This is a genomic window from Planktothrix prolifica NIVA-CYA 540 (genome assembly GCF_963864145.1).
GTDB classification, from domain to species: domain Bacteria; phylum Cyanobacteriota; class Cyanobacteriia; order Cyanobacteriales; family Microcoleaceae; genus Planktothrix; species Planktothrix agardhii.
In genome coordinates this window covers 4864257-4889219 of record NZ_CAWLTW010000001.1, presented here as the reverse complement: position 1 = coordinate 4889219, position 24963 = coordinate 4864257, and the positions used below count along the sequence as shown (strand labels likewise).

The window sequence follows — 24963 nt, the reverse complement described above, 5'->3', positions numbered from 1 at the left end:
CCCCAGAAGAAAACCAAACATTTCCCCCTCTTGGTAAGGGGGGGCTAGGGGGGGTAACTTCCCCAGAAGAAAACCAAACATTTTCCCCCATTACTAAGGGGGGGTTAGGGGGGGTAATTTCCCCAAAAAATCCCTATTTAGGGGTGATGTTACCCTATACCCCTATCCATCATTTATTATTAGCTCAATTGAACTTTCCTATCGTCGCAACCAGTGGAAATTTTGCAAATGAACCTATTTGTATTGATGAAGCGGAAGTGGTGACTCGTCTGAATACTATCGCGGATTTCTTCTTAGTTCATAACCGCCCGATTGTTAGACCGATTGATGATTCGATTGTTAGAATTATTGCTAATCAAGAAATGGTGTTACGTCGGGCGAGGGGTTACGCTCCTTTACCGTTTTCCCTACCTGACCCTATAGGCGCAAACATATCCCCATTATATCAAACTAACCTTAGTTTAGCACAATCTTGGGATTTGTCAATAGAAAATCCCATAAAAATTTTAGCTTTGGGCGGACATTTAAAGAGTACAATTGCGATCGCATTTAATCAAAAAGCCTTCGTAAGTCAACATATTGGGGATTTAGAAAACCCCCCCGCTTTAGCCGTATTTCAAGAGGTGATTGATAGTTTGAGTAATATCTATGATTTTCAACCAAATATTATTGTTTGTGACGCTCACCCCGACTATTATTCCACGCAATTTGCAGAAAAGTTATCTCAACAAAATCAATATCCGATTGTTAGAGTTCAACATCATCTCGCCCATGTTTTTGCTGTCATTGCTGAACATAATTTACAACCTCCCTTACTGGGAATTGCTTGGGATGGAACCGGATATGGACTCGATGGAACAATTTGGGGAGGAGAGTTTTTTCAAGTTACAGAAACTATAATTCAACGTATTGCTTCTTTTCGTCGGTTTCCCCTTCCGGGGGGAGATAAAGCGGTATCTGAACCTCGACGAATTGCTTTAGGATTATTATATGAATTATTGGGAAATGATCTATTTAATTCGGGGATGAATTTAGAGTTTATGGAATCTTTCAAACCCCAGGAATTAAGAATTATGCAAACTATGTTAAACCGGAACTTAAATACGCCTTTAACTTCCAGTGTGGGAAGATTATTTGATGGAGTGGCGGGTTTATTAGGAATATGTCAAAGGGTGAGTTTTGAAGGGGAAGCAGCTATGGCTTTAGAATTTGCAATTAATGATTTAGAAACCGATGAATATTATCCGTTTGCATGGTTAGATACCCCCCAACCCCCCTTAAAAATTGGGAAGAATAGAAGGGATTTTGATACCCCCCAACCCCCCTTAGAAATGGGGGAGAATATGGATAATATGAGTTATAATTGTAGGTATTATCTTAATTGGGAACTAATAATTAAAGGGATATTAGAGGATAAAATTAACAAAAAACCGATTAATTTAATTTCGGCTAAATTTCATAATAGTTTAGTGGAAGCGGTGGTAGAAATTAGTCAGAAATTAGGCGAAAAAACTATAACTTTAAGTGGGGGATGTTTTCAGAATAAATATTTAATTGAACGCACAATATCTCGGCTTTGTCAAGAAGGATTTCAGGTTTATTGGTCACAAAAAAATCCTCCTAATGATGGAGGACTAGCATTAGGACAAGCTGCATTTTTAATTAATCATCAACGATTTGCGCCCAATCAGGGAAAGAGGGAGGAAAGTAGTTGATTTCATAATTAGAATTTTCCCATTCTTGCACCCAGAGGGGAATTTTTCCGGGTTCAGGAGTACGAGCAAATTGTCTTTCTTTGACCTCAATGATCCGAAAAATTTGCTTGAGAGTGTCTCCTTTATCCAAAGCATCACAAAGCAGATCATCGAGTTCAGGATCTACCCGTTTAACCCTGGTTTTTTCATCTTCGACCCACAATAGTTTTAAAGACTCTAAATTGCGGGGACTTAACTTACTTTTAAAATAGACTCGCTTCAGCGTAGCAACCGGGTCTAAACTGCGTTCAACGCGACGAATTTGTTGTAAACGAAGGTAATGCCATTCTGCTAATCTTAAGCGTTCTTCAGGACTAATTAACTGTTTGCTAGTGGCGTGTCTCAAACCATATTTCGCTTGAGAACAGCCTAGATTTGCTAACAGATGAATTAACTCTCGTTCTTTCGGTGTCGCCTGTCGCCGAACGATAGTATTAGTTGATACGCGACGTTTTTTGGTTTCCGTTTCCATTTGTCTACCAGCCCATTACAAGGGATAAAATTTCAACTCAACTCAGATCGTCCTAGATGATTTTTGATGTGTAAGCACCATTTTCCGTGAATCAGGGGCTACAAGCATCCTCAGACTCACGGATGGGGTTGTAGACAAACGGTATGGACTTGATGACATTCAAAAGTGTCCATGTTTGTCCAACTAGCCCATCAGGGGCTCACACGAAAGCCATCACCGGTGTTGATCGATTTGGGAATTTTGCCATCGGGTGCATCTTTTATTTTCCTCAATAGACTATTACTATATTTAATCATAGCCCACCGGGTCAGGATTTTTTTACCCCTAGTTAATGCTTTGTGAAAGTTAATATCTAGGATGGAGGAAGAATTGATCCGGAATTTTATTATAATTAGGAATTTATGAAATAATAACTTCCAAGGTTGAGGATGCACTTATGCGGCTACAGGCTTTGGATGTATTTCGGGGAATTGCGATCGCCAGTATGATATTAGTCAATAATCCTGGTAGTTGGGATTATGTCTATCCTTGGCTGGATCATGCGGAATGGAATGGCTGTACTCCGACGGATTTAGTATTTCCCTTTTTTCTATTTATTGTCGGGGTAGCCATGGCTTTTTCTTTGTCTAAATATACCCAAGAATATCGAGCGCCGGAAACAATTGTTCCTAAATCTATTTATCTACAAATTGCTCGACGGTCTGGGATATTATTTTTATTGGGATTACTGCTAAATGGATTCCCTTATTATAATCTCGCCGAAATTAGAATTATGGGGGTTTTACAAAGAATTGGGGTGGCTTATTTTTTAGCAGCGATCGCCATTTTTCACCTCTCCAGAAAAGGATTATGGGCACTCTGTGGTGGGATTTTATTAGGCTATTATATTCTGATGCAATTCGTTTTTGTTCCCGGTTATGGAATCGGAAACCTCACCCCGGAAGGAAATTTTGCCGCCTATATTGATCGCCTAATTTTAGGTCAACAACATTTGTGGAAAGGGGGATTTTATGATCCCGAAGGATTATTTAGTACGTTTCCCGCCGTGGTTACGGTTATATTAGGTTATTTAACCGGAAATTGGATTAGAAAACAACCAATTAGAACTGATACCAGTGCCAGTTTAGTTGTATTTGGAATTAGTTGTTTTGTGATTGGTTATTTATGGGCGGAATTGTTTCCCCTGAATAAATCCCTGTGGACAAGTTCCTTTGTAATAGTTACCGTGGGTTGGTCATTAATACTACTCGCATTCTGTTATGAAACCATCGAAGTCCGAGGGTGGAAAAAATGGGGATTTCCCTTTAAAGTTATGGGATTAAACGCCCTAACAATATTTGTGGCTTCTGGTTTTGTCGGGAGAATTTTAAATTTAATTAAAATTGGCGATTCTCCCCAGGCCCCCAGCGCGAAAACTTGGCTGTATGAAACCCTATTCCAGTCGGGGTTCGGGGCGATGAATGGATCTCTAGCCTTTGCGATCGCTACCCTAATATTTTGGTGGCTAGTATCCTATTTGATGTACCGTCAGGAATGGTTTGTGAAAGTTTGAAACCCGAAATCGCTACAATATCAAAGAATGACCATTAGCAGCAAAATGTTATGATCCCAACCGTTATTGAACAATCGGGTCGTGGCGAAAGAGCCTTTGATATCTATTCTCGGCTATTACGCGATCGGATTATCTTCCTCGGACAACAGGTAACAGCCGATTTAGCTAACTTAATTGTGGCCCAGATGCTGTTCCTCGATGCTGAAGACCCAGAAAAAGATATCTACCTCTACATCAACTCCCCAGGAGGTTCGGTGTCGGCGGGTTTAGGGATTTTTGACACCATGAACCACATCCGCCCCGATGTTTCCACTATTTGTCTGGGTTTAGCCGCTAGTATGGGGGCGTTTCTGTTGAGTGCGGGGGCCAAGGGTAAACGGATGAGTCTTCCCCATTCGCGGATTATGATCCACCAACCGTTAGGGGGCGCCCAAGGACAGGCGACGGATATTGAGATTCAGGCCAGGGAAATTTTGTATATAAAAAAACGCCTGAATCAACATTTAGCCGACCACACGGGTCAGCCCCTATCTCGCATTGAAGACGACACAGAACGGGATTTCTTTATGTCGGCGGAAGAATCTATGCACTACGGTTTAATTGACCAAGTAATTAACCGTCGTCCCTCGGCGGCTAATCCGGTTGCGAGTTAATCAATTTTGAAGTTGTCCTCCCGTCTGGGAGGCGCTTTAAATTGTTAGAATTTTTTAAAATAACGGATTCCCAAAAATCATTAATCCCAGGGAAAAATCCTAATGATTCAACAACGACCATCCCAAACCCAAACCCCGATTATTTATTCGGATACTGACGGTCAACCAATTGCTGATAATACCCGACAATTTCAATGGATTGTTACCATCAAGGAAAATTTAGATCTATTATTTGCTAACAATTCTAATGTATTTGTAGCGGGGGATTTACTCTGGTATCCCATTGAAGGAAATAATACGATTCGTCGCGCCCCGGATGTTATGGTGGTTTTTGGTCGTCCCAAGGGCTATCGGGGTTCCTATCAACAATGGCAAGAAGATAATATCCCGCCCCAGGTGGTATTTGAGATTCTTTCCCCTGGAAATACAATTAAAGAAATGGCGGCTAAACTGCAATTTTATCAACGGTATGGTGTGGAGGAATATTATCTTTATGATCCTGAAAAAGTGGATTTTGCCGGGTGGCAAATAATGGATGAAAAATTAACAATTATTGAAGAAATTCAAGGTTGGGTAAGTCCCCGTTTAGAGGTTCGTTTTGAAATGGCTGAAGAATTACAAATTTTTACCCCCACGGGAGAACGGTTTTTAACCTTTGTAGAATTAGGGCAAAAATTACAACAAGAAAAGCGACGGGCTGAACAAGCAGAAGTTCGATTAAAAGCCTTAGAAGAACGGTTGAAAAGTTTAGGAGTTGATCCGAATCTTTGAATCAGGAAAAGGGGGGTAGTTACTGGACTAACCACAACCGATCTAAATAATTGATCCGGGCGGAGGGACTCAAGGCCGTTAAGACCTGTTCTCCGTAACTCCGATGTAAGACCCGACTATCAAATAGGGCTACAACCCCCTGACTATCCCGCACCGTAGCAACGGCCCGTTGCAGTTCACTTAATGCTTGGGGTAATAAATAAAACCGGAACCAATCCAGATGTCGTTGTTTATAGTAGGCGACCTGTCCGGCAACTAAAGGATCTTCTAAAGAAGGGATAGGTAAGGTAGCGATCGCTAATAAATGGGGTGAAGGTAAACGGCCCTGATGTTGTCGCCAAAACTCCCAACCCGTCACTAAAACAGCATTTTCCGGTAAATCCGTGGTTTCTACCCGTACCCGAGAACCAAATTCCGCCGCCATCGCCGTACTGACTTGGGCTTTTAACGGAACATCTCCAATTAATAAAACACTGAATCCTTGTACTGATAAGCTCATATATAAAATATTATAAAGCTCTTTAATCAAAGTCAATTGATACTGGGGAGTATTGGGTAAAGGAAAACCCGATGGGATATAAAGTTGGATCAGTTGGCTTTGTCGATCAGGGGTAAATTTCACCCCGGTAATTTCTCCGAGTCCCACCGCTTGGCGATAAATCGGAGCCTGTTTGTCTAAATCCAAAGCTCCTCCAATCAAAACCACAGGCTGTTGGGGCCAGATAGGGCCCAACTCCGATGCCACATCCACCGGGCCACAAAACAGAGAAAAGGTTCCCAATATCCGATCCACCACGGCCCATTTTAACTGTCCAGGCCGTTGCCAACGTTGCCAAAACCTCTGCCATTCAAATAACTGGGGATCGATAACCCCATATAGTTGCTCAATCATTTCCTGTTCTGGATTGTCCAAAACATAGCATTGATAGGGATTAGGGGGATGTTGGAACAAAATCCGAGTTAGGTGTATCCGGGTATCTCGAATGGTTTCCCCCTGTTGGGGTTGCTGTTCCATGAGATGATTCCAGTCCTGGGGATGCAAACTAACCGTTAGGGTTTGGCGTGTCCAGGTTTCCAAATCATCGACCCCATCAATCACAGTCAGGACTTGCTGAGGAAAGTTGTGATCATCCCTGAAGCGACTGGATAACCAAGCTGAAGGTGTTGTTAATAAAACCCCGGAAAAGCTATCATCAGGCCAGGAATCCCCTCGGAGAATGGGTTTATTGGCAATTAGATCAGGATGGTTAAGGGTTTCTGGATTAATCCAGGGTTGTAAATTTAGTCGTTGGAGTTCGTCCAAAATCCCATCGGGCGCCACCACAATTACCGATTGATGCCAGACTAATAATGGTATCCAGTAACTCAACCGATAGGAATGATGATCGTGGCTGGGGGGAATCCCCGTTTGAATTAAAGCATCCCGTCCCAAACGTAACGCCCTAGCCACTAGGCGGGCCATCGTCAGATGATGGGGCCACAGGGCTTCGGTTTGGGACTTGAGCAGGTTTCGCAGTAAGTTATGGACTTCAACTTCTATCAAATTCGTTCAAAAATACAAACAGTAATGGTTAGATTCACCCTCAATTACTAAGATAATCAAAACTTTCGATAAAATCAATCACTTCTTTAAAATCGGGTAGATTAGATTGACGGGAATTGAGGGTTAAATCGGCATCGGTTTGACGACTAGATAGTTCATCAAATCGTTTACCAAAATTAGCATTATTATGAACCATTAAACTTTGTTGACTGCTATTTTTCAATAGGGTTTGAGTGGCGGATTTAAAAAATATAGACCGAGAATCACTTTGACTTTCTTTAACTAAGAGTTTAAATTCATTCGCCTTAACAATAACTTGATTCATGGCAGTTAAAATTTGAATTTTTCGATTTTTTCCTAAATTTTCTTCCTTGATTTTTTTCATTAAATTAATAATATTTTTTTGTGTGGGGGAAGAATCATCAAAGGGAAAAATAATCATACAAGCTAGGGGAAATAAATGTTCTTCCCGTTCCACAACAAAGGTTAAAGTTGTGCGTCGATAATCCACCTCAATACTCGGTGGACGATTCATCACGGGATAGACTTGAGCTAATTTATAATAGATGGTCATTAAAATTAAATTAGATTCAAAATCCAACGGAGCATCCACAAAAATTTGCACCAAGGGAAGACTTTGATTAAAAAACTTTTTCAGGGTTTCGGGATTAAAATGTACAACATGAGTATGATCTCCATGGGGGCTTAAATCAATCCATTCACATTTAAGATCTTCGGCTTTTAAACTAAATCTATGAACATTATAAAGTTTGGCTCCGGTTAAGGTAGCTCCAGATAAATCCGCTCCTACCCAGTCCGATTGAATTAAATTAGCTTGAGTTAAATCCGCATGAACAAAACTGGCTTTGACTAAATTTGTATTACTTAAATTTGCCCCACTCAAATTAGCACCACTCAAGTTAGCTTCGCTTAAATTCGCTCCCCCCAAATTTGCGCCCCGTAAATCCGCCCAGCGTAAATTTGCGCCCCCTAAATCTGCCCCACTTAAATTAGCATGGGTCAGGTTTACTTGTCGCATTTCCGCATAGTTAAAATCGGCTTTAGGTAAATCGGCTTTAGTTAAATTGGCTCCCCTTAAATCCGCTCTCCTAAAGCAAGTTCCTACCCCAAAAATAGCGCGTAAATTCGCCCCACTTAAATTTGCATAGCTAAAATCGGTTTGTTCAACTTTGGCTTCTCTTAAATCCGCCCCATTTAAGTTGGCTTGAATTAATTTTGCTTTACTCAGTAATGCTTGAATTAATTCCCCGCGAATCAGTAGACTTTCAATCAGAGAGGCTTCGCTTAAATCGGCTCGGACTAAATTGCTAACATTGAGGGTGGCTCGATCTAAAATGGCGTTACTCAAATTAGCATTACTGAGTCGAGCAACATTAAAATTAGCTCCGGTTAAGTTACAGCCACTTAAATTAGCAGAAGTTAAATTAGCCACCATAAAAGAAGCCCCACTTAAATTTGCTTGACTCAATTTAATCCGGCTTAAATTATTTTCATTCAGGTTAACTCCACTAAAATCCCGCTCTCCTTCCTGATATCTTTTAACAATTTGGTAGACTTTTACTAATTCACTTTCAATCATAATAGTAATCCTTTAACCCTAATTAAATGAATGATTATTGATTCTCTAGTTATGGCTTAAACCTTGATCAAAAAGCCCTAAAATCCTTTAATAAAATTTAGGATAGTTTCCGTATCAAGGGGTTTAGGGTTTAAATAGGGATTGTTCAGGGATTCTGAACTTTCTGATGATTCGGAAGAACAACCTAAACTCCTGCCAAAATAAGCATGGCTATGGAGAATTAAACTTTGATGGCTAGAACTTCTGAGAAGGGTTCTTGTGGGATTTAAAAAGAAAGGCGTTGAGGTTTGAATTTCTGCTTGCCAAGATTGGGGAATTTGAATATCACTCAACAAGCGAATTTGTTGAGAAATTTCCACTCCTAATTGCACAATTCGATTAGATAACTGTACTGGAAAATGACTACAATTGTCTGGCGTTAACTGTTTAATTGCGGTTTCGATCGCTTTTTGGGTAACATCGGCATCCCTAAAGGGTAAAATGGCAATATAAGCAACATTAAAAAGTTGTTCATTGGATTCAATTTTGAATGAAATTACTGTGCGTCGGGAATTAACTTCCAAGGTTGGCGGCTGACTCAGTAAGGAGGATTGTTGTTGCAGATAATAATAAATTTTAGCAAGAATTGTATGGGCTTCAAATCCTAATTGGGTATCAACACTAATTTCTACGGTCGGAAAGGTAGCATTAAAAAATTTATTGGCTTCTTTAGAACTAAAAGTTTGAATCTGATTACTGTCTCCTAGGGGACTTAAATCAATCCAATCACAAGTAATTTCTTCCGCTTTTAAATCAAAACGAGATACTCCATATAATTTAGCCCCAGTTAAAGATGAACCAGTTAAATCCGCCCCAGTACAATCGGAATTAATTAAATTAGCTTGGGTTAAATCCGCATGGATTAAAACCGCATTCATTAGGTTAGCACCGCTTAAATTTGCTCCACACAAACTCGCCCCACTTAATCGAGCTTGTTCTAAATTTGCCCCACTTAAATTAGCACCATTCAAATCCGCCCAACGGAGATTTGCCCCGCGCAGATCGGCCCCACTCAGATTAGCTTTAGACAGGTTAACTTGTCGTAATTCACCATTACTTAAATTAGCCCCCCTTAAATCGGCTTTGGTCAGACAAGCTCGATGTAAACTCGCCCGTTCTAAATTAGAACCAATTAAAATCGCATCGGTTAAATTAGCTCCATTCAAATTAACTTGTTCCAGGTTCGCTTGGCGTAGGGTTGCTTCTCGTAAATCCGCTTCACTGAGATTTGCCCCCATTAATAAAGCATTACTCAAATCCGAGCGCATGAGTTCAGCCCGAATCAGAGACGCATTAATTAAAGATGCCTCTCGCAGATCCGCCCGAATTAGATTGGCAACATTGAGAACTGCATCATCGAGTCTAGCGCGATGCAAATTCGCACCACTCAAGCGGGCAACATTGAGTTTAGCCTGACTGAAATTAACCTCAGAAAGATTCGCACCACTAAGATTTGTAATGCTCAAAATGGCTTGACTCAGATTGGCTTGACTCAGATTGGCTCGACTGAGATTAGCTTCACAAAGTAAAATACCCGTAAAGTCTCTTGTCCCTGATTTATATTTGAGCAGAAGTTCATCGGCATCCATGCCTTCTAACTCTCCAAATTAGTGAGGTTGATTATAGAAAATTATAACAAAATGGGGTAGAATTTATCTACCTATAAAAAGGGTGAAATTGCTCTAAGAATATTAGTTCAAACCTTAAACAATCGTTTTTAAATTCCAGTTAATGCTGAATAGTTTAATCACCGATTAACCAGCTTTAACTAAACTTGACAAAAATATTCTAAAATTGAGCTTTAAGTGATAGATTCACTAACGCTTTTCCCTAATAATTTGAGTGGAGTCTTTATCTATGAATATTGGTATTATTGGATTGGGTTTAATTGGCGGATCACTCGGTTTAGATTTATATAGTCATCGACAACAAACCCAAACCCAAATTCACAAATCTGACTCCGCGACATCTCCACCCCCATCCTATCGCATTCTGGGTATCAGTCTTAAACAAAAAACCTGCGAGGTTGCTGTTGAACGCGGGGTTGTGGATGAAGCTAGTGTGGATTTATCTTTGATGGGTCAAGCTGACGTTATTTTTATTTGTACCCCTATTGCTGCGATCGCTCCCACCATTATAGAATTAATTCCCCATTTACAACCCCATACTATTTTAACCGATGTGGGTTCTGTGAAAAAACCAATTGTAGAAACTTGTTCCGCCCTATGGCCGAATTTTGTCGGGGGACATCCGATGGCGGGGAATACGGAAACCGGAATTAACGCAGCCCAACATGATTTATTTATTAATAAACCCTATGTAATTACACCGACTAGCAACACCCCCCCCGAATCAATTAAAATTGTAGAATCAATTGTAAATTTATTACAAGCTAAAATCTACCATTGTCAACCAGAAGAACATGATCGGGCCGTGGCTTGGATTTCCCATTTACCTGTAATTATTAGTGGTAGTTTAATTGCGGCTTTAAGATTAGAAAATAATCCCGATGTTGATCTATTAGCCCACTATTTTGCTAGTTCAGGATTTAGGGATACCAGTCGGGTCGGGGGGGGAAATCCAGAATTAGGATTAATGATGGCAAAATATAATCGGGAAGCCCTATTGCGATCGCTCAAATCCTACAAACAAACCCTAGATCAAATCACCAATTATATTGAACAAGAAGACTGGCAAACCCTAGACAAACAGTTAAATCAAAATCATTCAGATCGACTAAAATTCCACTTCTAACCCGTAGTGAGTCCTTCAGGACTCTCTTATTATATTTATTATATTTTCCCTCAAAAACGATGATTAACAACTAAATCCCATAACCTTTGCGGTAACTGAATCAAATGGTCTAATAATTCCTGGGGCCCAATTCCAAATACCAGTTGTAAAATTAATACAATAACTGCGATCGCAATTGCTGTACTAACACTGGCTTTCAACACCTGAACTACCCAGGTAAACACTAACCAAGCCACCAATAGGGAAGCTAATAAAATAATTAATTCAACCATGATAAATTAAATTTGTAGAATAGGGAATTTGAGCATTTTGTTAAAGTATCCATATATAAAACTCTAATAGTTACCATTATAATTGGCTAAATCACCGGTTATCTCCTTTGAAGCGAGAACAGTCAGAGTTGAGATTTGTTAAAGTATCCATTGTATAACCTCTGATTTTCAGGGTTTTAGTATTAAGTTAGTGCAAAAACCAGGTTTCTTATTTTATTTCTCGGAATTTGATCCTTGAGTAAGCTAGACTATAATAGACATATCCAAAAATTTCAATCAAACTCTTATAGAATAATGGTTTGAGGTTAATTTTATTTCCCTAGAGGTTAAAACATGGCTAAAATTAAAGGTCAGGTCAAATGGTTCAACGACTCAAAAGGCTTTGGTTTCATTACCCCCGATGATGGCTCTAAAGATATTTTTGTACACCACTCGGCTATTCAAAGCAATGGCTTTAAAACCCTAACTGAAGGCCAGAAAGTGGAATTCGAGATCCAACAGGGTCAAAAAGGCCCTGCCGCAATGAATGTGATCCTTTTATGAGATTTGATCACGATCTTTCTTCAGATAATTCCCTCCTGTGATCGCTCTATAAAATTGGCGATCGCATGGTTATTGTAATCATAATTCCCTAGAGGTCAAAACATGGCTAAACTGACAGGTAAAGTCAAATGGTTCAACGAGTCCAAAGGCTTTGGTTTCATCACTCCCTCGGATGGCTCGAAAGATGTTTTTGTACATTTCTCGGCTATTCAAAGCAATACTTTTAAAACTCTGGCTGAAAACCAGGAAGTAGCATTTGAGATCGAACAGGGTCAAAAAGGCCCCTCCGCAGTGAATGTGACTGTCTTATAAGACTTGATTACGGTCTCTCTTTAAATAATTCCCTCGTGCGATCGCCGATTTTGTAAAGCGATCGCTTTTTGATCATGGTAGCTCCTGCAAATAGAAAGCAAGATAGTTTCCAAGCCTATTACACTAATTGTCATCATATTACTTCCTATATGGTAGGACTTTTGGAATGTGATTCTAATTTGTCTGTGCTTGAACCTTGTGCGGGTGAGGGTGTATTTATTGACGAGTTATTTAAACAGGAATTAACTCCAGAAATTACCGCCTATGAGTTAAATATTGATTCTGTAAATAAGTTAAATTTTAAATACAATAAATTAACAAATATTGAGATTATACATCAAGATTTTATCCTGGTAAACACTAACAAAAAATTCGATAGAGTGATTGCAAATCCTCCTTATGGAGCCTATCAATCACCGGAAAAAAGAAAACAATTAAAAAAAGCATATCCTCATATATATACTAAGGAAACCTACGGTTTATTTTTAATTCGGACGCTGGAATTATTAAAACAGGACGGACGCCTGGTTTTTATTATTCCAGATACCTATTTATCACTCCATCAGCATCAAGGTTTGCGAAAAGAAATTATTAGTAACTATAAAATAGAATCAATCACTCTTTTTCCTTCCAATTTTTTCCCGGGTGTTAATTTTGGCTATGCGGGATTGAGTATAATATCTATTATCAAGGAAAAACCCAATATTGACTATAATTTTCCTGTATATAATGGTCTGCATTCACCGTCAGAGCTTACCAAATTATTAACTAAAACCAAGAAAAATTATGAAGTTTGTAGACTTTCCTACCGTCAGCTTATTAACAGTTTATCTAATGCTTTTTTTCTGTTTTCAAAAGACTGGATTTCTAAAGTTATGAGTTCTGATAATATGACAGTAGGTGATATTTGTTTTGTGGTAACGGGTTTTTATTCGGGTAATGATGGTAAGTATTTAAGGCGATCGCCATCTGTTACTAGGGGGAATAAAAAATATGCTATTGTGGAGAATAATAATATCTGTAGAGATAATCTTTCTATTAATCCACCCCTGAATGGCATCAAAAATGATTGTTATTGGGTTCCTATTGTCAAGGGTGGTAATCAAAGATTTTACAAACAATCAGAATGGTTTATGGACTGGGGGGAAGAAGCAGTTAATGATTATAAAGTTATTAATAAGCAAAAAGCCAGATTTCAGAATTCTCAATTTTATTTCCGTCAGGGAATTGCTGTTCCGATGATATCATCCTCTGCAATTACGGGAGCATTGATTGATGGGAGATTATTTGATCAGTCTATTGTGGGGATATTTCCTCGCCAAGATTACCAGGATTTAATTTACTATTTACTGGGTTTTTTCAATAGTAAAGTTTGTAATATTCTGATTAGAACTATTAATACAAGTACCAATAATTCTGCGAATTATATCAAGAAAATACCTTTGATTATACCACAAAAACTGTTATTGGAAAAAATATCAAAAGAAGTGGAAAAGCTGGTAATATTAGCTAAGTCTAATATTATTAATGATCAAGATTTGCAAGAATTAAATCAATACTTTTATGAGGTATATGGTGCTAAAATATCTGAATAAAAGCGATATATATAGCAGTTTGTATTGATATTTTTACAAGGATAAAACCTAGTTTAAACACAAAGATACAAAGACACAAAGAAGTTGTAAATACTAACCTAACTAAAACTGGTCTTATCTATAGAAAAAATATGGCTAACCGATCTCACAGAAATACACGACTTATTGGAATGAATGCCCTGCGAAAACGTAATGGGGTTCACACTTCTGAACTTGAAATTGAAGTTAAAGAATATCAAGAAACAGTTCATACTGTTATGAATCTTGATTGTCTTGAACTGCTTAAAAAGATTCCCTCAAACTCAGTTCAACTGATTGTTTGTGATCCTCCTTATAATATAAATCTCGCGGAATGGGATAATTTTGATAATTATATTAAGTGGGCATCTAATTGGTTGATAGAGAGCGAGAGAGTCCTATCTGATACCGGAAATATTGTTATATTTGGTGGGTTTCAATATCAAACTGAAGCCGGAAGTGGTGATTTACTGGAAATTATGATGTATATGCGTCATCATAGCAAAATGCGATTAGTTAATATGATTATTTGGTATTATAAAAATGGTATGAGTGCCTATAGATTCTTTGCTAATCGTCATGAAGAAATAGCCTGGTTTGCTAAGACAAAAAAATATATTTTTGACCTAGATGCAGTGCGTATACCTTTTGATCAGGAGACTAAAACCCTGTATTTAAAAGATAAAAGATTAAAGCCTGAGAGTGTGGAGAAAGGCAAAAATCCGACTAATGTTTGGGAGATTGGAAGATTAAATGGTAATTCCCTGCAAAGGGTAGGACATCCCACACAAAAACCAACAGAAGTAATTAGAAGAATTGTCCGTGCTATGTCTTACCATGGGTCAGTTGTGCTTGATTTTTTTGCAGGTTCAGGAGTGACAACAAGAGTGTGTATAGAAGAAGGAAGACATAGTATCGCCAGTGATATTTCTACTAATTTGAATGGTTATTTAGATCAGCATATTGCCAAAATAAAACCCGATATTTTTTCCGATTTTGTCCCCTTTAAGTTCTTAAATGAAACTGAATTTGAGTCCCATCCAGTGTTTAGCAAATATAAATTTGACGAGGACTGATTTTAGAATAAGAAAAAGCATCATTTACCTGCTTGAAAAATCTCTAAAGCTGTCAAATTTAAGTCTGGAAAAATCAGTGATTCAATGGGTTGATTTTCTCGAAATTGGTGGAGTTGATACTCTCCTTCAACAAGCTGGTAGATGGAAATAGTAGGTCGTTTAGGATTTCCGATAAATCTTCTTCCTCCTAATCCTAAATAATCTATAATCCAGTATTCATAAATGCCCAAAATCTCGTATTCTTCTAGTTTTAAAGCATAATCATCACTCCAATTAGTTGAAACAACTTCAACCACCAATGGTACAGAACTTCCTTGAGTAATAACCGATTCTTTTTCCCATCGAGGATTATCTATAACCCGTCCTTCATCAATTACAATCACATCAGGTTCATATCCAGACTGATCACGAGCAGATTTAATCACGCTTTCTTTAGGAATAAAGTAAGGAAGTTTTAATCGTCTAATTTCAAAGTTAAGTTCAGCAATCAAAAAACCTGCAACCCGTGAATGTTTACCTGTGGGTTTAGGCATTTCTACAATTTCTCCGTTGTGTAATTCGTAGTGATATTCCGACCTTTCTGGATACCCAGCGATAAATTCATCAAATGTTACGGTTGTAGATATTGCTTGAATCATAAGCTCTTTTCTGTTGGGAATTATTAAGATTATAGCATTTTCTACACAAATTTGAGCAGTTACCATTGTAGTGCGTTGGCGTCAGCCCTGCGTCAGCAGCGCGTCCTCGCACGAAGCAGATATACGGTTTAAATACTAAACTGTTCGTAAGTTTTGTTTATCATTGTTTAGAATTAAGAATTAATCCTTGATAGGCTTGAATCATTTGTTTAGCGATCGCATCCCAACTATAATAATTTAAGGCATAATTTTGAGCATTTAATCCTCTCCGTTGACGTTCCTGGGGATTTTTTAATGCGGTTTCAATTAAACTTGAAATTTCATCAATATTGCCATTTCCAACCCAACCCCCCTGGGCTTGTTCCACATCTTCCCAAATATAAATTCCCTTAGAAATTACCACCGGAGTTCCCACGGCCATCGCTTCGGCCACTGCAATTCCAAAATTTTCATAATAGGAAGGTAAGACAAATAAATCAGCTATTTTTAATAAAGCTGTTTTGATTTCTCCCGTGACAAACCCTGGAATAATGGTTTTTTTGCCTAAAGGTGATTGTTGAATTTGTTGTTTTATTTTAGCTTCATATTCGGGATCTTGGGGATTAGAACCTGCTAAAATAAATTGAAAGTCTAATCCGGTTTTTAAGACTTTTTCTAAAGCGGGAATTAAAATATCGAGTCCCTTTTTTGGTTCAATTCGAGATAAAAACAAAATAATCGGAATATTTGGCTTTATTTCTAAATGGGATAAAATTGCTTGGGGAGTTTGGGTTAATTCGGGTAAGGTGACGCCCAAAGGAATGACTAAATCGTTAGTTTTGACTCCAAATCGTTCAGATATTCTAGCTTCTTCTTGACTGGTAAAATGAATTGCTGCCGCCCCGGCAATATTGGGACGTTCTAATAATGCTGCATAGATTTTTTTTAACTGTTTTTTCTTGTTTAAATCGGCGGGGTCAAGGGTTCCTAACGGGCGTAAAATATAGGGTAATTTTTGATAACGGGCTACGGTTGCCGCCCCCGAAGTTACGGGAGAAAATAAGGCATGAATATGGGCTAAATCATATTCAGAGGCGTGTTTTTTTAGCCAGTTTAATAAATCTAAAGAAAATTTATAACGACGAAAGGGAGAACAGGGAAAATAGCGAATTTGATAACCCTTTTCCTGTACGGGAATATCCAAAGGAACATCTAAGGGTGGTTGTCCGCGATCGCCATTAGAATTAGTAGTTAAAACTGTCACCTCAACCCCCAGTTTTCCTAACGCTGAAGATAGACCCCGGATCATTTGACTGGGGCCACCATATACTAAAGAAATTGAAGGAATAATTTGTAGGATTTTCATAATTAATTAATTGTTAATTGTTAGAAGAGAGACGCGCCGTGGCACGTCTCTACATTGTTAACTGATGACTGCAATGGCATCGGGAATTTCTTTTTCGACTCGACGTAAACGAGGCATTTGATAGGCAATTAAAGCGGCTACAATATTGAGGATACCTATTAACATAAATAATAACCCACTTCCTCGTCCTGCACCTACTCCAATAATTGTACCAATACTATCAGCTAATAGTCCACCGGGTTTCATCATTGGTTCTAATACTCTATCGGCTAAGGGCCCAACGGTTAAATGGGATAGAATTAAAAGCGATCGCTCGACAACACTTTGTAAAGAAAATATCCGTCCTTGTAATTCAAAGGGGATTTTAGATTGCCAAATTGTATGGTTACTACTAACAATAAAGGGACGGGCAAATAAATAACCAAATCCTCCAATTCCAGCCAAGAAAACCGAAGGTCTAAACCCGCCTAAACAAAGACATAAACCCTGTAAACCGACTAACCATAAAATTGCTTTCATTCGGTTTTTAGGGCCGCCCCAAACACTGACAGCGAGGCTTCCGAGGAGCATTCCACAACCGCTAATTGATAAAATCAATCCTAATTCTTTACTGCTGGCAAAGGTTAAGACCACCGGCCAGAATAAAATAGCAAGCATTCCTTCTGTAAAGTAAGTTATTGCAAAAAAGCTTAATAATTTTTTTAAACCGGGACGGATGAGAATATAATTCCAGGCGGACAGATTTTCTTGCCAAAGTCGTTTAAAGTTTAAGGGTTGTTGTTGAGATTTTGAAGGTTCTACTTTAGGAAAACGTACAATTAATAAGGTAATTAACCCTAAAATAAAGGTTCCTGAATCAATAATTAAAATCGAACCAATACCAATACTACTAACTAAAATTCCGGCAACAGTTGGGCCAGAAATTTTAGCGATCGCCCTAGAAACTTGTACCATGCCATTAGCACGACTCAAATCATTGCGGGGAACTAATTGGGGAATGGAGGCCATATAAGCGGGCCATTGGAAGGCGCCTGAGATGGAACTCACGCACACCGCAACGTAAATATGCCAAACTTCTAAACGGTTGGAAAATACCAAACCCATTAAAATTAGCGTTCCGACCGCCGCAATAATATCATTAATAATCATCGCGCCGCGACGACTCGAACGGTCTACAATAGCGCCTGCGAGGGGGGAAATCAACAGGTTAGGAAGATGAATACAAACAGAAATCAGAGCAAACTGGGTAATGGAACCTGTGGTTTGATACACCCAAACCCCCAAAGCAAATTCGGTTAAGCTGGAACCAAACATAGAAACAATTTGTCCCAACCAAACCAGCAAAAAAGTCGGCATACGTTCTTTGTCCCACAGTTTCATCAGTTATAGCTTGCTTATATTAAGTATTGTAAAGAGCATTTGTCAATCGAGGTCTTCGCCATGACTTGCTAATTCTGTTATATTGAAATCAAATCCGCTCTTTTTGGGTTAGTCTCATTTATTCAGAAATAGTCTGTACAAATTCAATGTCAATCAACTTCATGGGTAAATTAAATGTCATCTGCTACCCCTATTTCTAAAGAAACAATTACTATCCAAGGAGGATTCGGCCCAATTCAAGCAATTGAGGCTCCGGTTACCTTAGAAATTAAACCTCTAACTGTGTTGATAGGAACCCAAGGAACAGGAAAATCTTTGATCAGCCAAATTCTCTATTTTTTTCATGATTATGAATATTTATTGTCGAACTATTTTGAATCATTAACACCCAACAGTACAGTGCGTAAGATATTAGAAGGAATTAGATCAGGAGAATTAACTAATAGGGCTTTAGCCAGTTTTTTAACATCTCCAAAAGTTGAGATAATCTATACAAAAAATGATCTAAATTCATTTGAGAATCAACAAAAAATAACTCTATATAAATCTAATCGAAAAATTAATCCTATTGGTAACTTCAAGAAAGAAATTGATCGGTATTTAAAAGACTTATTTGCTGATCCCTCTCTTTCGGGTAAACACTTACCAAAGTCAATTTTTGTCCCAGCAGAAAGAACATTTTTTTCTCGTTTTATCAACTCTAATTCTACGATATTAGGAAATCGAGCTTTACCCATTACCATGCGGGAATTTGCTAAAGTTTTAAGTCAAGTTTCCGATATTCATCAATTTTGGGATACCAACATTCAAGAGAAACCTAAAGCAGCCTTGGATATTGAGAATTTAGTCAAAAATGCTTTAGGGGGACGAGCGATTTCTGCTAAAACTGGCCCCTATGCTCGTAAATGGCAATGGATACCAGAAGAAACCCATCAACCTTTAGAGATTGAAATGGCTTCTTCAGGTCAAATGGAAACTTGGCCGTTAGTATCAACAGCACAAGCATTACTGGGTTTTCCACAATCTGAAAGGCCTCTATTTATTCATATTGAAGAACCAGAAACTCATTTACATCCAGAGGCGCAAGTTGCTATTATTAAAATGTTAGCTTATTTAGTCAATCAAGGTTTTCGTTTAGTAATTACAACTCATTCTTTAGTTGTATTATACACCTTAAATAATTTAATATTAGCTTATGAGCAATTAAACGATGAATCCGTTGATGGAATGCCTGAAATCGAAACAAGAATAGCCCCTGAAATGCTTTCAGCTTATCTGTTTAGTCAAGGTAAAATCCAAAATATTGTCACGGAGTCAGGAAAAATAGATGAAGGATTACTAGGATCTGTTTTAGGAAATTTAGAAATTCAATTTAATCAATTAATGACGTATAATTTATGGAGTAAATAATTTAAAAAAATGCGCTTACTTTGCACTGGAGATAAACTTCCAAATATTCCCAGAATTAATTCTACTGATCCAATTAAAAACCTAGACAATTGTTGCCAATTGGTTGAAATAGAAACCGAGATACTTCTTTTTGAAAAAGTCGAAAAATCTTATTATTGGGTGAAATTAGAAGCCGATGAAATTCAGTTAGTTGTCTGTAATTTAGAAAAATATGCTAATCAAGCAAGTAGTTGGAAAGGTCGGCGCTGTGATTATTTAGTCATGGGAATGAATGTAGAAGATGGAGATTGTTATTTAATTATTATTGAGTTACGTCATCTTATTGTGAATGAAGATCAAGCAATTGATAAGTTAGATCAAGTGGAAAAAACGATTCAAAATATTATCTCTATTCTTCCTCAACAATTTTTTCATTCTTCCTGTTTTGATCAAGCTTGTCCCCAACCTCAACCCTATAAAATTGCCGGGATTATTATTGCACCTGCGGGAATTAAGGGAATTTCACGCGAAGATAGAACTCGTGTTATTAACCATGAGAACTATCAAGCCATTATTACGATGATGCCTCCTGAACAAGTCAAAGACTGTAAAATAACTTGGCATGATCTATTGCAACAATTTGTTTTTGTTTCTCCCTCTCGGAGAAGATAAGAAATAAAATTGATTATTTAAAATTCGTTTAATTAGCTTCCTTAATTTTTTGCTCCCAAATATCAACTAAATTTTTAATTACCACATCCCAACTGTAATTACCGACGGATTTCATTCCTTGATTTCCTAGGGTTTTTCTTAATAGAGGATCATCAATTAATTGCTGTAATTTCTGTGTAAAATCTTCTGGATCTTGAGGAGTATATAAAAATCCATTTTCTCCATCTTGAACATTTGGCTAATTCTTGAGCTAAATTTTGCCCTGGAATATATTCTTGAACTAAATATTGACGGTTATCTTGAATAAAATGGGCGAATAATTCAGGAATTTGTTGATGTTTGCCTAAATGTTCTAATTGTATGGCTTCTTGTTCAAAAAGTTCTCCCGCTTTTTCTTGATTATTCGTGCCTTGAGCTTGGGGTAAAAATTGTTTAATTACACAATAGGGTTGAGACGGTTTATCTTCATCCACCGCTAAAAACGTCCGACCAAATCCTCCTTGTCCTAATATTTTTAACGCTCGATATCGTTCCCTTAATAGTAATTTAGAACCACACTTTTGACAAAAAATTGTTGTTTTAAGATTGGGTTGGAGACAATCTGGGTTAAGACATTGACTCATAGTTAAGCCTAGGGATATATAATTTAGTTCTTATTTTATCAGATATTATTTAACCCTTCCCTCGTTCCAATGCTCTGCATTGGAATGCAAATTTGAGGCTCCGCCTCAGATCATAGCAGGAGGCGGAGCCTCCTTAATGTCATTTCTAGGTAGAACCTAGAAACGAGGGGAAAGGGCTTACTACAATTTATATCGGAAACTACAACCTAAAATATACGGTTTGCCACAATACCAAAACTGATCGCACTTCCTACAGTAGTAGATGTGAACAACAAAGGGCAGCTGTCCAAAGTTGAAGTCAAACCGTCCTAAACAGGTTCGGTAAACACACCTTCAAGGAATGGACAAACCGCCCCCAGTATAAAGATAAGCAATCGTATCTTAAAAACTGTATTGAAATTGGACTCGCTCCCAGTTTTAACTGGGTTCGATAATTAGTCCAGAAGTCGAATTAAAACGACTAACCTCAAACAGAATCTAACTTTTTTGTAGTAAATTGGAGAACAATAAAGAATATGGGAAAAGTAGTCGGCATTGATTTAGGAACCACTAACTCTTGCGTCGCCGTGATGGAAGGGGGAAAACCCACCGTAATTGCTAACGCGGAAGGGTTACGCACCACACCTTCAGTGGTAGCTTTTGCTAAAAATGGTGACGAACTGGTGGGTCAAATTGCCAAACGTCAGTCGGTAATGAACCCCGAAAATACCTTTTATTCGGTAAAACGGTTTATCGGACGCAAATCAGAAGAAGTTAACAACGAATCTAAAGAAGTTTCTTATAAAGTCCTGCGCGATAGCAGTGGTAATGTTAAATTAGATTCCCCCGCCCGCAATAAACAATTTGCCCCGGAAGAAATCTCCGCCAAAGTGTTGAGAAAACTGGTTGATGATGCCAGTAAATATTTAGGCGAAACCGTTAGAGAAGCTGTTATTACCGTTCCTGCTTATTTTAACGATTCCCAACGTCAAGCAACTAAAGACGCGGGTAGAATTGCTGGAATTGAAGTTAAACGGATTATCAACGAACCAACCGCCGCTTCTTTGGCCTATGGTTTAGAACAAAAAAGTAACGAAACTATTTTAGTTTTTGACCTAGGGGGCGGTACTTTTGATGTCTCAATTTTAGAAGTCGGCGATGGGGTTTTTGAAGTGTTATCAACTTCTGGAGATACTCACCTGGGAGGAGATGATTTTGATAAGAAAATTGTTGACTACCTAGCGGAAGAATTTCAGAGAAATGAGGGCGTTGACCTTCGCAAAGATAAACAAGCCCTGCAACGGTTAACGGAAGCTTCGGAAAAAGCTAAACAAGAACTGTCTAGCGTTACCCAAACCGAAATTAACCTGCCTTTTATTACGGCGACCCAAGATGGCCCTAAACATCTGGATATGACCTTAACCCGGGCAAAATTTGAACAGTTATGTTCTGATTTAATTGACCGTTGTTTGACGCCTGTTGAGAAAGCTATCACTGATTCTAAACTCAAAAAGTCTGATATTGATGAAGTGGTGTTAGTGGGCGGTTCTACCCGTATTCCTGCGATTCAAAAATTAGTTCGGGATGCCTTGGGTAAAGAACCTAACCAAACCGTTAACCCCGATGAAGTGGTGGCTTTAGGCGCTGCAATTCAAGCTGGGGTGTTATCGGGTGAAGTTAAAGACATTCTGCTGTTAGACGTAACTCCGTTGTCCTTGGGTGTGGAAACCCTCGGTGGGGTGATGACTAAAATTATTCCGCGTAACACTACTATTCCTACTAAGAAATCGGAAGTGTTCTCGACGGCGGTTGATGGTCAAACTAACGTAGAAATCCATGTTCTCCAAGGGGAACGGGAAATGTCGAACGATAACAAGAGTTTGGGAACTTTCCGCCTGGATGGTATTCCCCCCGCGCCCCGTGGTGTTCCTCAAATTGAGGTGATTTTTGATATCGACGCCAACGGGATTTTGAACGTTACCGCCAAGGATAAGGGGACTGGAAAAGAACAGTCTATCAGTATTACGGGCGCGTCTACCCTCCCCGATGACGAAGTACAACGGATGGTACGCGAAGCTGAACAAAATGCCGCCACGGACAAAGAACGTCGGGAACGCATTGAACGCAAAAACCAAGCCGATACCCTTTCCTATCAGGCGGAAAAACAACTTCAAGAGTTAGGTGATAAGGTTCCCGAAGCCGATAAAACGAAGATTGAAGGTATGGTGAAGGAACTGCGGGAAGCGATCGCCCAAGATGATGATGATAAGATTAAAACCCTAACTACGGATTTACAACAAGCGTTATTTGCGGTGGGTTCTAATATCTATCAGCAAGCTGGTGGCGGTGTTCCTCCTGAAGACGGCGGCCCTAGTGCTGGCGGTTCCACCCCTCCAGGTGGCGGTGATGATGTGATTGATGCTGACTTCACCGAATCTAAATAATTTCGTTGTTGTGCTTTAGCACCATCGTTGTTGTGCTTTAGCACCATCTTAGTTGTTGTGCTTTAGCACCATCATTCCTCCCTCCTTTATTTTAAGTAGGGAGGAATTTTTATTATAAAATACAAACAAAATGAAATCTATAAAACCCTCAAATTCTGATCGTGAAAGAACTATTATTGTCCGCAGAATGCGAAGTCTGAGTACCCTTTTAGATAATGCTATTCGGGTTCCTGGTACATCAATTGGGTTTGGAATTGATCCGATTTTAGGGTTAATTCCTGGGGGTGGGGATATATTAGGAGGAGTGTTATCTATTTATATTGTATTTGAGGCATTTAAGTTGGGTTTACCACGGGAAACTTTAATTACAATGGTATCCAATATTGCCCTAGAAACTATTACGGGAACTGTCCCGGTATTTGGAGATATTTTTGATGTCGCTTGGAAAGCTAATGTTAAAAATGTTGAACTTTTAGAAGATTACGTTAATTCCCCTGAACTGGGGGAAAAAGCCGATCCTTGGTTTGTTTTTCTATTATTGGGGGGATTATTATTATTAATTATATTAATTGCTATTGTCGGTATTGCCGTTTTAGCATTTATTTTTAATAGATTAAGTGCTATGTTTTAATGGTGGTAAAATTTATTCCCCCCTTTTTTTTAATGGTTTTTGGGGGGGGATAAATTATTGGCAACTTCACAAATAATAGGTATTACAATCTATTTAGGATTGCTGGATATATTCGGTTTTCTCAACATTAGAGATTTCGGCTGAGATTTCGGCTGAACGCGATAAACTTTGAATTTGTTTAGTGCAATACTAGCCGATTGTGCGACTGAAATCTGAGGATCTCGGAGTGCTTTCTGTAAAATCGGAATCACTTGATGAGAGGGTATTTTTCCTAATGCAATAATCGCTTCTTGACGAACACTTGGATCAATATCTTGACTTAATCGAGTTAAAAGAGGAATGCTTTGTTGGACTTCTCGACTTAATCGACCGGAAGCTGTAAGTTTCCCTAATGTTGAAGCAACAGCATAACGAACTTGAGGGTTAGAATGTTGTAAATATCCAGTTAATATGTTAGTAGATCCAAAATTTCCTGATGATCCAATTGCTGAAATTTGTTGAATCAATTCTTCTTCTGATGAAGTTTTGGTTGGAGGTAATGTGATATTTTCTGTTTGAATATTTGTCGTGGGTAATGTTATAATTTCCTCGACGGTAGGAGATGCTAAAACCGGAGATTCTTCTACAATTTCTTCAATGGTAGGAGATGCTAAAACCGGAGATTCTTCTACAATTTCTTCAATGGTAGGAGATGCTAAAACCGGAGATTCTTCTACAATTTCTTCAATGGTAGGAGATGCTAAAACCGGAGATTCTTCTACAATTTCTTCAATGGTAGGAGATGCTAAAACCGGAGATTCTTCTACAATTTCCTCGACGGTAGGAGATGCTAAAATCGGAGATTCTTCTACAATTTCTTCAATGGTAGGAGATGCTAAAATCGGAGATTCTTCTACAATTTCTTCAAT

The 24963-nt window shown here is 38.5% G+C and carries 22 protein-coding genes and 1 pseudogene; 13 read left to right on the top strand and 10 right to left on the bottom strand.

Annotation, left to right across the window (positions count from 1 at the left end):
• A partial coding sequence (locus tag AC559H_RS21755; protein WP_193372588.1) for a Kae1-like domain-containing protein occupies positions 1-1715 on the top strand: 1715 nt, incomplete at its 5' end.
• On the opposite strand, the gene AC559H_RS21750 is transcribed toward AC559H_RS21755, so the two are convergent.
• Positions 1663-2226, bottom strand: coding sequence for a hypothetical protein (locus AC559H_RS21750; RefSeq protein ID WP_026788446.1), 564 nt, complete (start codon positions 2224-2226; stop codon positions 1663-1665). The two genes, AC559H_RS21755 and AC559H_RS21750, sit on opposite strands and share 53 nt — an antisense overlap.
• 436 nt (positions 2227-2662) lie before the next feature.
• Here AC559H_RS21750 and AC559H_RS21745 point away from each other — a divergent pair, with 436 nt between their 5' ends.
• The 3 genes from AC559H_RS21745 to AC559H_RS21735 all read left to right on the top strand — a co-directional run bounded on the left by AC559H_RS21745 (position 2663) and on the right by AC559H_RS21735 (position 5202).
• Positions 2663-3778 (top strand): acyltransferase family protein, encoded by a 1116-nt coding sequence (locus AC559H_RS21745; protein WP_026794956.1) that lies wholly within the window; start codon positions 2663-2665, stop codon positions 3776-3778.
• A 50-nt stretch (positions 3779-3828) separates the two neighbouring features.
• Positions 3829-4431 carry an ATP-dependent Clp endopeptidase proteolytic subunit ClpP gene (gene clpP, locus AC559H_RS21740; RefSeq protein ID WP_026788444.1) on the top strand — a complete coding sequence of 201 codons (603 nt, stop codon included), beginning with the start codon at positions 3829-3831 and terminating at the stop codon, positions 4429-4431.
• Positions 4432-4533: 102 nt separating this feature from the next.
• Positions 4534-5202 carry a Uma2 family endonuclease gene (locus tag AC559H_RS21735; RefSeq protein ID WP_026794957.1) on the top strand — a complete coding sequence of 223 codons (669 nt, stop codon included), beginning with the start codon at positions 4534-4536 and terminating at the stop codon, positions 5200-5202.
• 19 nt (positions 5203-5221) lie between these two features.
• On the opposite strand, the gene AC559H_RS21730 is transcribed toward AC559H_RS21735, so the two are convergent.
• From AC559H_RS21730 to AC559H_RS21720, 3 genes are all read right to left on the bottom strand, one after another.
• The gene (locus tag AC559H_RS21730) at positions 5222-6745 is read right to left on the bottom strand and encodes a helicase C-terminal domain-containing protein (RefSeq protein ID WP_026794958.1); all 1524 of its coding nucleotides are present in this window, start codon (positions 6743-6745) and stop codon (positions 5222-5224) included.
• 40 nt (positions 6746-6785) lie between these two features.
• Positions 6786-8345: a pentapeptide repeat-containing protein gene (locus tag AC559H_RS21725; RefSeq protein ID WP_026794959.1), complete on the bottom strand. Its 1560-nt coding sequence runs from the start codon at positions 8343-8345 to the stop codon at positions 6786-6788.
• A gap of 77 nt (positions 8346-8422) precedes the next feature.
• Complete coding sequence (locus AC559H_RS21720) at positions 8423-9973, bottom strand: pentapeptide repeat-containing protein (RefSeq protein ID WP_026788440.1); 1551 nt, start codon at positions 9971-9973, stop codon at positions 8423-8425.
• A gap of 268 nt (positions 9974-10241) precedes the next feature.
• Here AC559H_RS21720 and AC559H_RS21715 point away from each other — a divergent pair, with 268 nt between their 5' ends.
• Complete coding sequence (locus tag AC559H_RS21715; protein WP_026788439.1) at positions 10242-11138, top strand: prephenate/arogenate dehydrogenase; 897 nt, start codon at positions 10242-10244, stop codon at positions 11136-11138.
• A gap of 50 nt (positions 11139-11188) precedes the next feature.
• Here the strand turns inward: AC559H_RS21715 and AC559H_RS21710 are convergent, their stop codons facing one another.
• Positions 11189-11410, bottom strand: a complete 222-nt coding sequence (locus AC559H_RS21710) for a hypothetical protein (RefSeq protein WP_264477060.1) — start codon at positions 11408-11410, stop codon at positions 11189-11191.
• 333 nt (positions 11411-11743) lie between these two features.
• Here AC559H_RS21710 and cspE (AC559H_RS21705) point away from each other — a divergent pair, with 333 nt between their 5' ends.
• The 4 genes from cspE (AC559H_RS21705) (at position 11744) to AC559H_RS21690 (ending at position 14954) form a co-directional block, all read left to right on the top strand.
• Positions 11744-11953, top strand: coding sequence for a transcription antiterminator/RNA stability regulator CspE (cspE, locus tag AC559H_RS21705; protein WP_026794960.1), 210 nt, complete (start codon positions 11744-11746; stop codon positions 11951-11953).
• A gap of 102 nt (positions 11954-12055) precedes the next feature.
• Positions 12056-12265, top strand: a complete 210-nt coding sequence (gene cspE / locus AC559H_RS21700; protein ID WP_026794961.1) for a transcription antiterminator/RNA stability regulator CspE — start codon at positions 12056-12058, stop codon at positions 12263-12265.
• Positions 12266-12339: 74 nt separating this feature from the next.
• A complete protein-coding gene (locus tag AC559H_RS21695) occupies positions 12340-13860 on the top strand; it encodes an Eco57I restriction-modification methylase domain-containing protein (RefSeq protein WP_051319803.1) in 1521 nt (506 codons plus the stop codon).
• Between the two features lie 131 nt (positions 13861-13991).
• On the top strand, positions 13992-14954 hold the full coding sequence (locus AC559H_RS21690) for a DNA-methyltransferase (protein WP_052349338.1): 963 nt from the start codon (positions 13992-13994) through the stop codon (positions 14952-14954).
• A 20-nt stretch (positions 14955-14974) separates the two neighbouring features.
• Here the strand turns inward: AC559H_RS21690 and AC559H_RS21685 are convergent, their stop codons facing one another.
• From AC559H_RS21685 to AC559H_RS21675, 3 genes are all read right to left on the bottom strand, one after another.
• On the bottom strand, positions 14975-15592 hold the full coding sequence (locus AC559H_RS21685; RefSeq protein WP_026794962.1) for a Uma2 family endonuclease: 618 nt from the start codon (positions 15590-15592) through the stop codon (positions 14975-14977).
• A 160-nt stretch (positions 15593-15752) separates the two neighbouring features.
• A complete protein-coding gene (hpsP, locus tag AC559H_RS21680) occupies positions 15753-16937 on the bottom strand; it encodes a hormogonium polysaccharide biosynthesis glycosyltransferase HpsP (protein WP_026794963.1) in 1185 nt (394 codons plus the stop codon).
• 57 nt (positions 16938-16994) lie between these two features.
• Positions 16995-18317, bottom strand: coding sequence for an MFS transporter (locus AC559H_RS21675; protein ID WP_233423069.1), 1323 nt, complete (start codon positions 18315-18317; stop codon positions 16995-16997).
• Positions 18318-18491: 174 nt separating this feature from the next.
• Here AC559H_RS21675 and AC559H_RS21670 point away from each other — a divergent pair, with 174 nt between their 5' ends.
• Entirely contained in the window at positions 18492-19727 is a 1236-nt protein-coding gene (locus tag AC559H_RS21670) for an ATP-binding protein (protein WP_026794965.1), read from the top strand.
• A gap of 9 nt (positions 19728-19736) precedes the next feature.
• Positions 19737-20378 carry a hypothetical protein gene (locus AC559H_RS21665; protein ID WP_026794966.1) on the top strand — a complete coding sequence of 214 codons (642 nt, stop codon included), beginning with the start codon at positions 19737-19739 and terminating at the stop codon, positions 20376-20378.
• A gap of 239 nt (positions 20379-20617) precedes the next feature.
• On the opposite strand, the pseudogene AC559H_RS21660 reads toward AC559H_RS21665, so the two are convergent.
• Positions 20618-21001, bottom strand: a pseudogene (locus AC559H_RS21660) (4-Cys prefix domain-containing protein); the annotation flags it as partial.
• Between the two features lie 515 nt (positions 21002-21516).
• Here AC559H_RS21660 and dnaK point away from each other — a divergent pair.
• Both dnaK and AC559H_RS21650 read left to right on the top strand, forming a co-directional pair.
• Positions 21517-23424 carry a molecular chaperone DnaK gene (gene dnaK, locus AC559H_RS21655; protein WP_026794968.1) on the top strand — a complete coding sequence of 636 codons (1908 nt, stop codon included), beginning with the start codon at positions 21517-21519 and terminating at the stop codon, positions 23422-23424.
• A gap of 130 nt (positions 23425-23554) precedes the next feature.
• Positions 23555-24055 carry a DUF4112 domain-containing protein gene (locus AC559H_RS21650; protein ID WP_026788428.1) on the top strand — a complete coding sequence of 167 codons (501 nt, stop codon included), beginning with the start codon at positions 23555-23557 and terminating at the stop codon, positions 24053-24055.
• A gap of 89 nt (positions 24056-24144) precedes the next feature.
• On the opposite strand, the gene AC559H_RS21645 is transcribed toward AC559H_RS21650, so the two are convergent.
• A partial coding sequence (locus AC559H_RS21645; RefSeq protein WP_026798591.1) for a HEAT repeat domain-containing protein occupies positions 24145-24963 on the bottom strand: 819 nt, incomplete at its 5' end.

What these genes read in the sequence shown, in the direction of transcription:
- AC559H_RS21745 (WP_026794956.1), top strand. Translation starts at nt 2,663, where the DNA reads ATGCGGCTACAGGCTTTGGATGTATTTCGGGGAATTGCGATCGCCAGT.
- AC559H_RS21665 (WP_026794966.1), top strand. Translation starts at nt 19,737, where the DNA reads ATGCGCTTACTTTGCACTGGAGATAAACTTCCAAATATTCCCAGAATT.
- AC559H_RS21695 (WP_051319803.1), top strand. Translation starts at nt 12,340, where the DNA reads ATGGTAGCTCCTGCAAATAGAAAGCAAGATAGTTTCCAAGCCTATTAC.
- AC559H_RS21675 (WP_233423069.1), bottom strand. Translation starts at nt 18,317, where the DNA reads ATGAAACTGTGGGACAAAGAACGTATGCCGACTTTTTTGCTGGTTTGG.
- AC559H_RS21735 (WP_026794957.1), top strand. Translation starts at nt 4,534, where the DNA reads ATGATTCAACAACGACCATCCCAAACCCAAACCCCGATTATTTATTCG.
- AC559H_RS21710 (WP_264477060.1), bottom strand. Translation starts at nt 11,410, where the DNA reads ATGGTTGAATTAATTATTTTATTAGCTTCCCTATTGGTGGCTTGGTTA.
- AC559H_RS21670 (WP_026794965.1), top strand. Translation starts at nt 18,492, where the DNA reads ATGTCATCTGCTACCCCTATTTCTAAAGAAACAATTACTATCCAAGGA.
- AC559H_RS21720 (WP_026788440.1), bottom strand. Translation starts at nt 9,973, where the DNA reads ATGGATGCCGATGAACTTCTGCTCAAATATAAATCAGGGACAAGAGAC.
- AC559H_RS21650 (WP_026788428.1), top strand. Translation starts at nt 23,555, where the DNA reads ATGAAATCTATAAAACCCTCAAATTCTGATCGTGAAAGAACTATTATT.
- hpsP (WP_026794963.1), bottom strand. Translation starts at nt 16,937, where the DNA reads ATGAAAATCCTACAAATTATTCCTTCAATTTCTTTAGTATATGGTGGC.
- dnaK (WP_026794968.1), top strand. Translation starts at nt 21,517, where the DNA reads ATGGGAAAAGTAGTCGGCATTGATTTAGGAACCACTAACTCTTGCGTC.
- AC559H_RS21685 (WP_026794962.1), bottom strand. Translation starts at nt 15,592, where the DNA reads ATGATTCAAGCAATATCTACAACCGTAACATTTGATGAATTTATCGCT.
- AC559H_RS21690 (WP_052349338.1), top strand. Translation starts at nt 13,992, where the DNA reads ATGGCTAACCGATCTCACAGAAATACACGACTTATTGGAATGAATGCC.
- clpP (WP_026788444.1), top strand. Translation starts at nt 3,829, where the DNA reads ATGATCCCAACCGTTATTGAACAATCGGGTCGTGGCGAAAGAGCCTTT.
- AC559H_RS21715 (WP_026788439.1), top strand. Translation starts at nt 10,242, where the DNA reads ATGAATATTGGTATTATTGGATTGGGTTTAATTGGCGGATCACTCGGT.
- cspE (WP_026794961.1), top strand. Translation starts at nt 12,056, where the DNA reads ATGGCTAAACTGACAGGTAAAGTCAAATGGTTCAACGAGTCCAAAGGC.
- AC559H_RS21750 (WP_026788446.1), bottom strand. Translation starts at nt 2,226, where the DNA reads ATGGAAACGGAAACCAAAAAACGTCGCGTATCAACTAATACTATCGTT.
- cspE (WP_026794960.1), top strand. Translation starts at nt 11,744, where the DNA reads ATGGCTAAAATTAAAGGTCAGGTCAAATGGTTCAACGACTCAAAAGGC.
- AC559H_RS21725 (WP_026794959.1), bottom strand. Translation starts at nt 8,345, where the DNA reads ATGATTGAAAGTGAATTAGTAAAAGTCTACCAAATTGTTAAAAGATAT.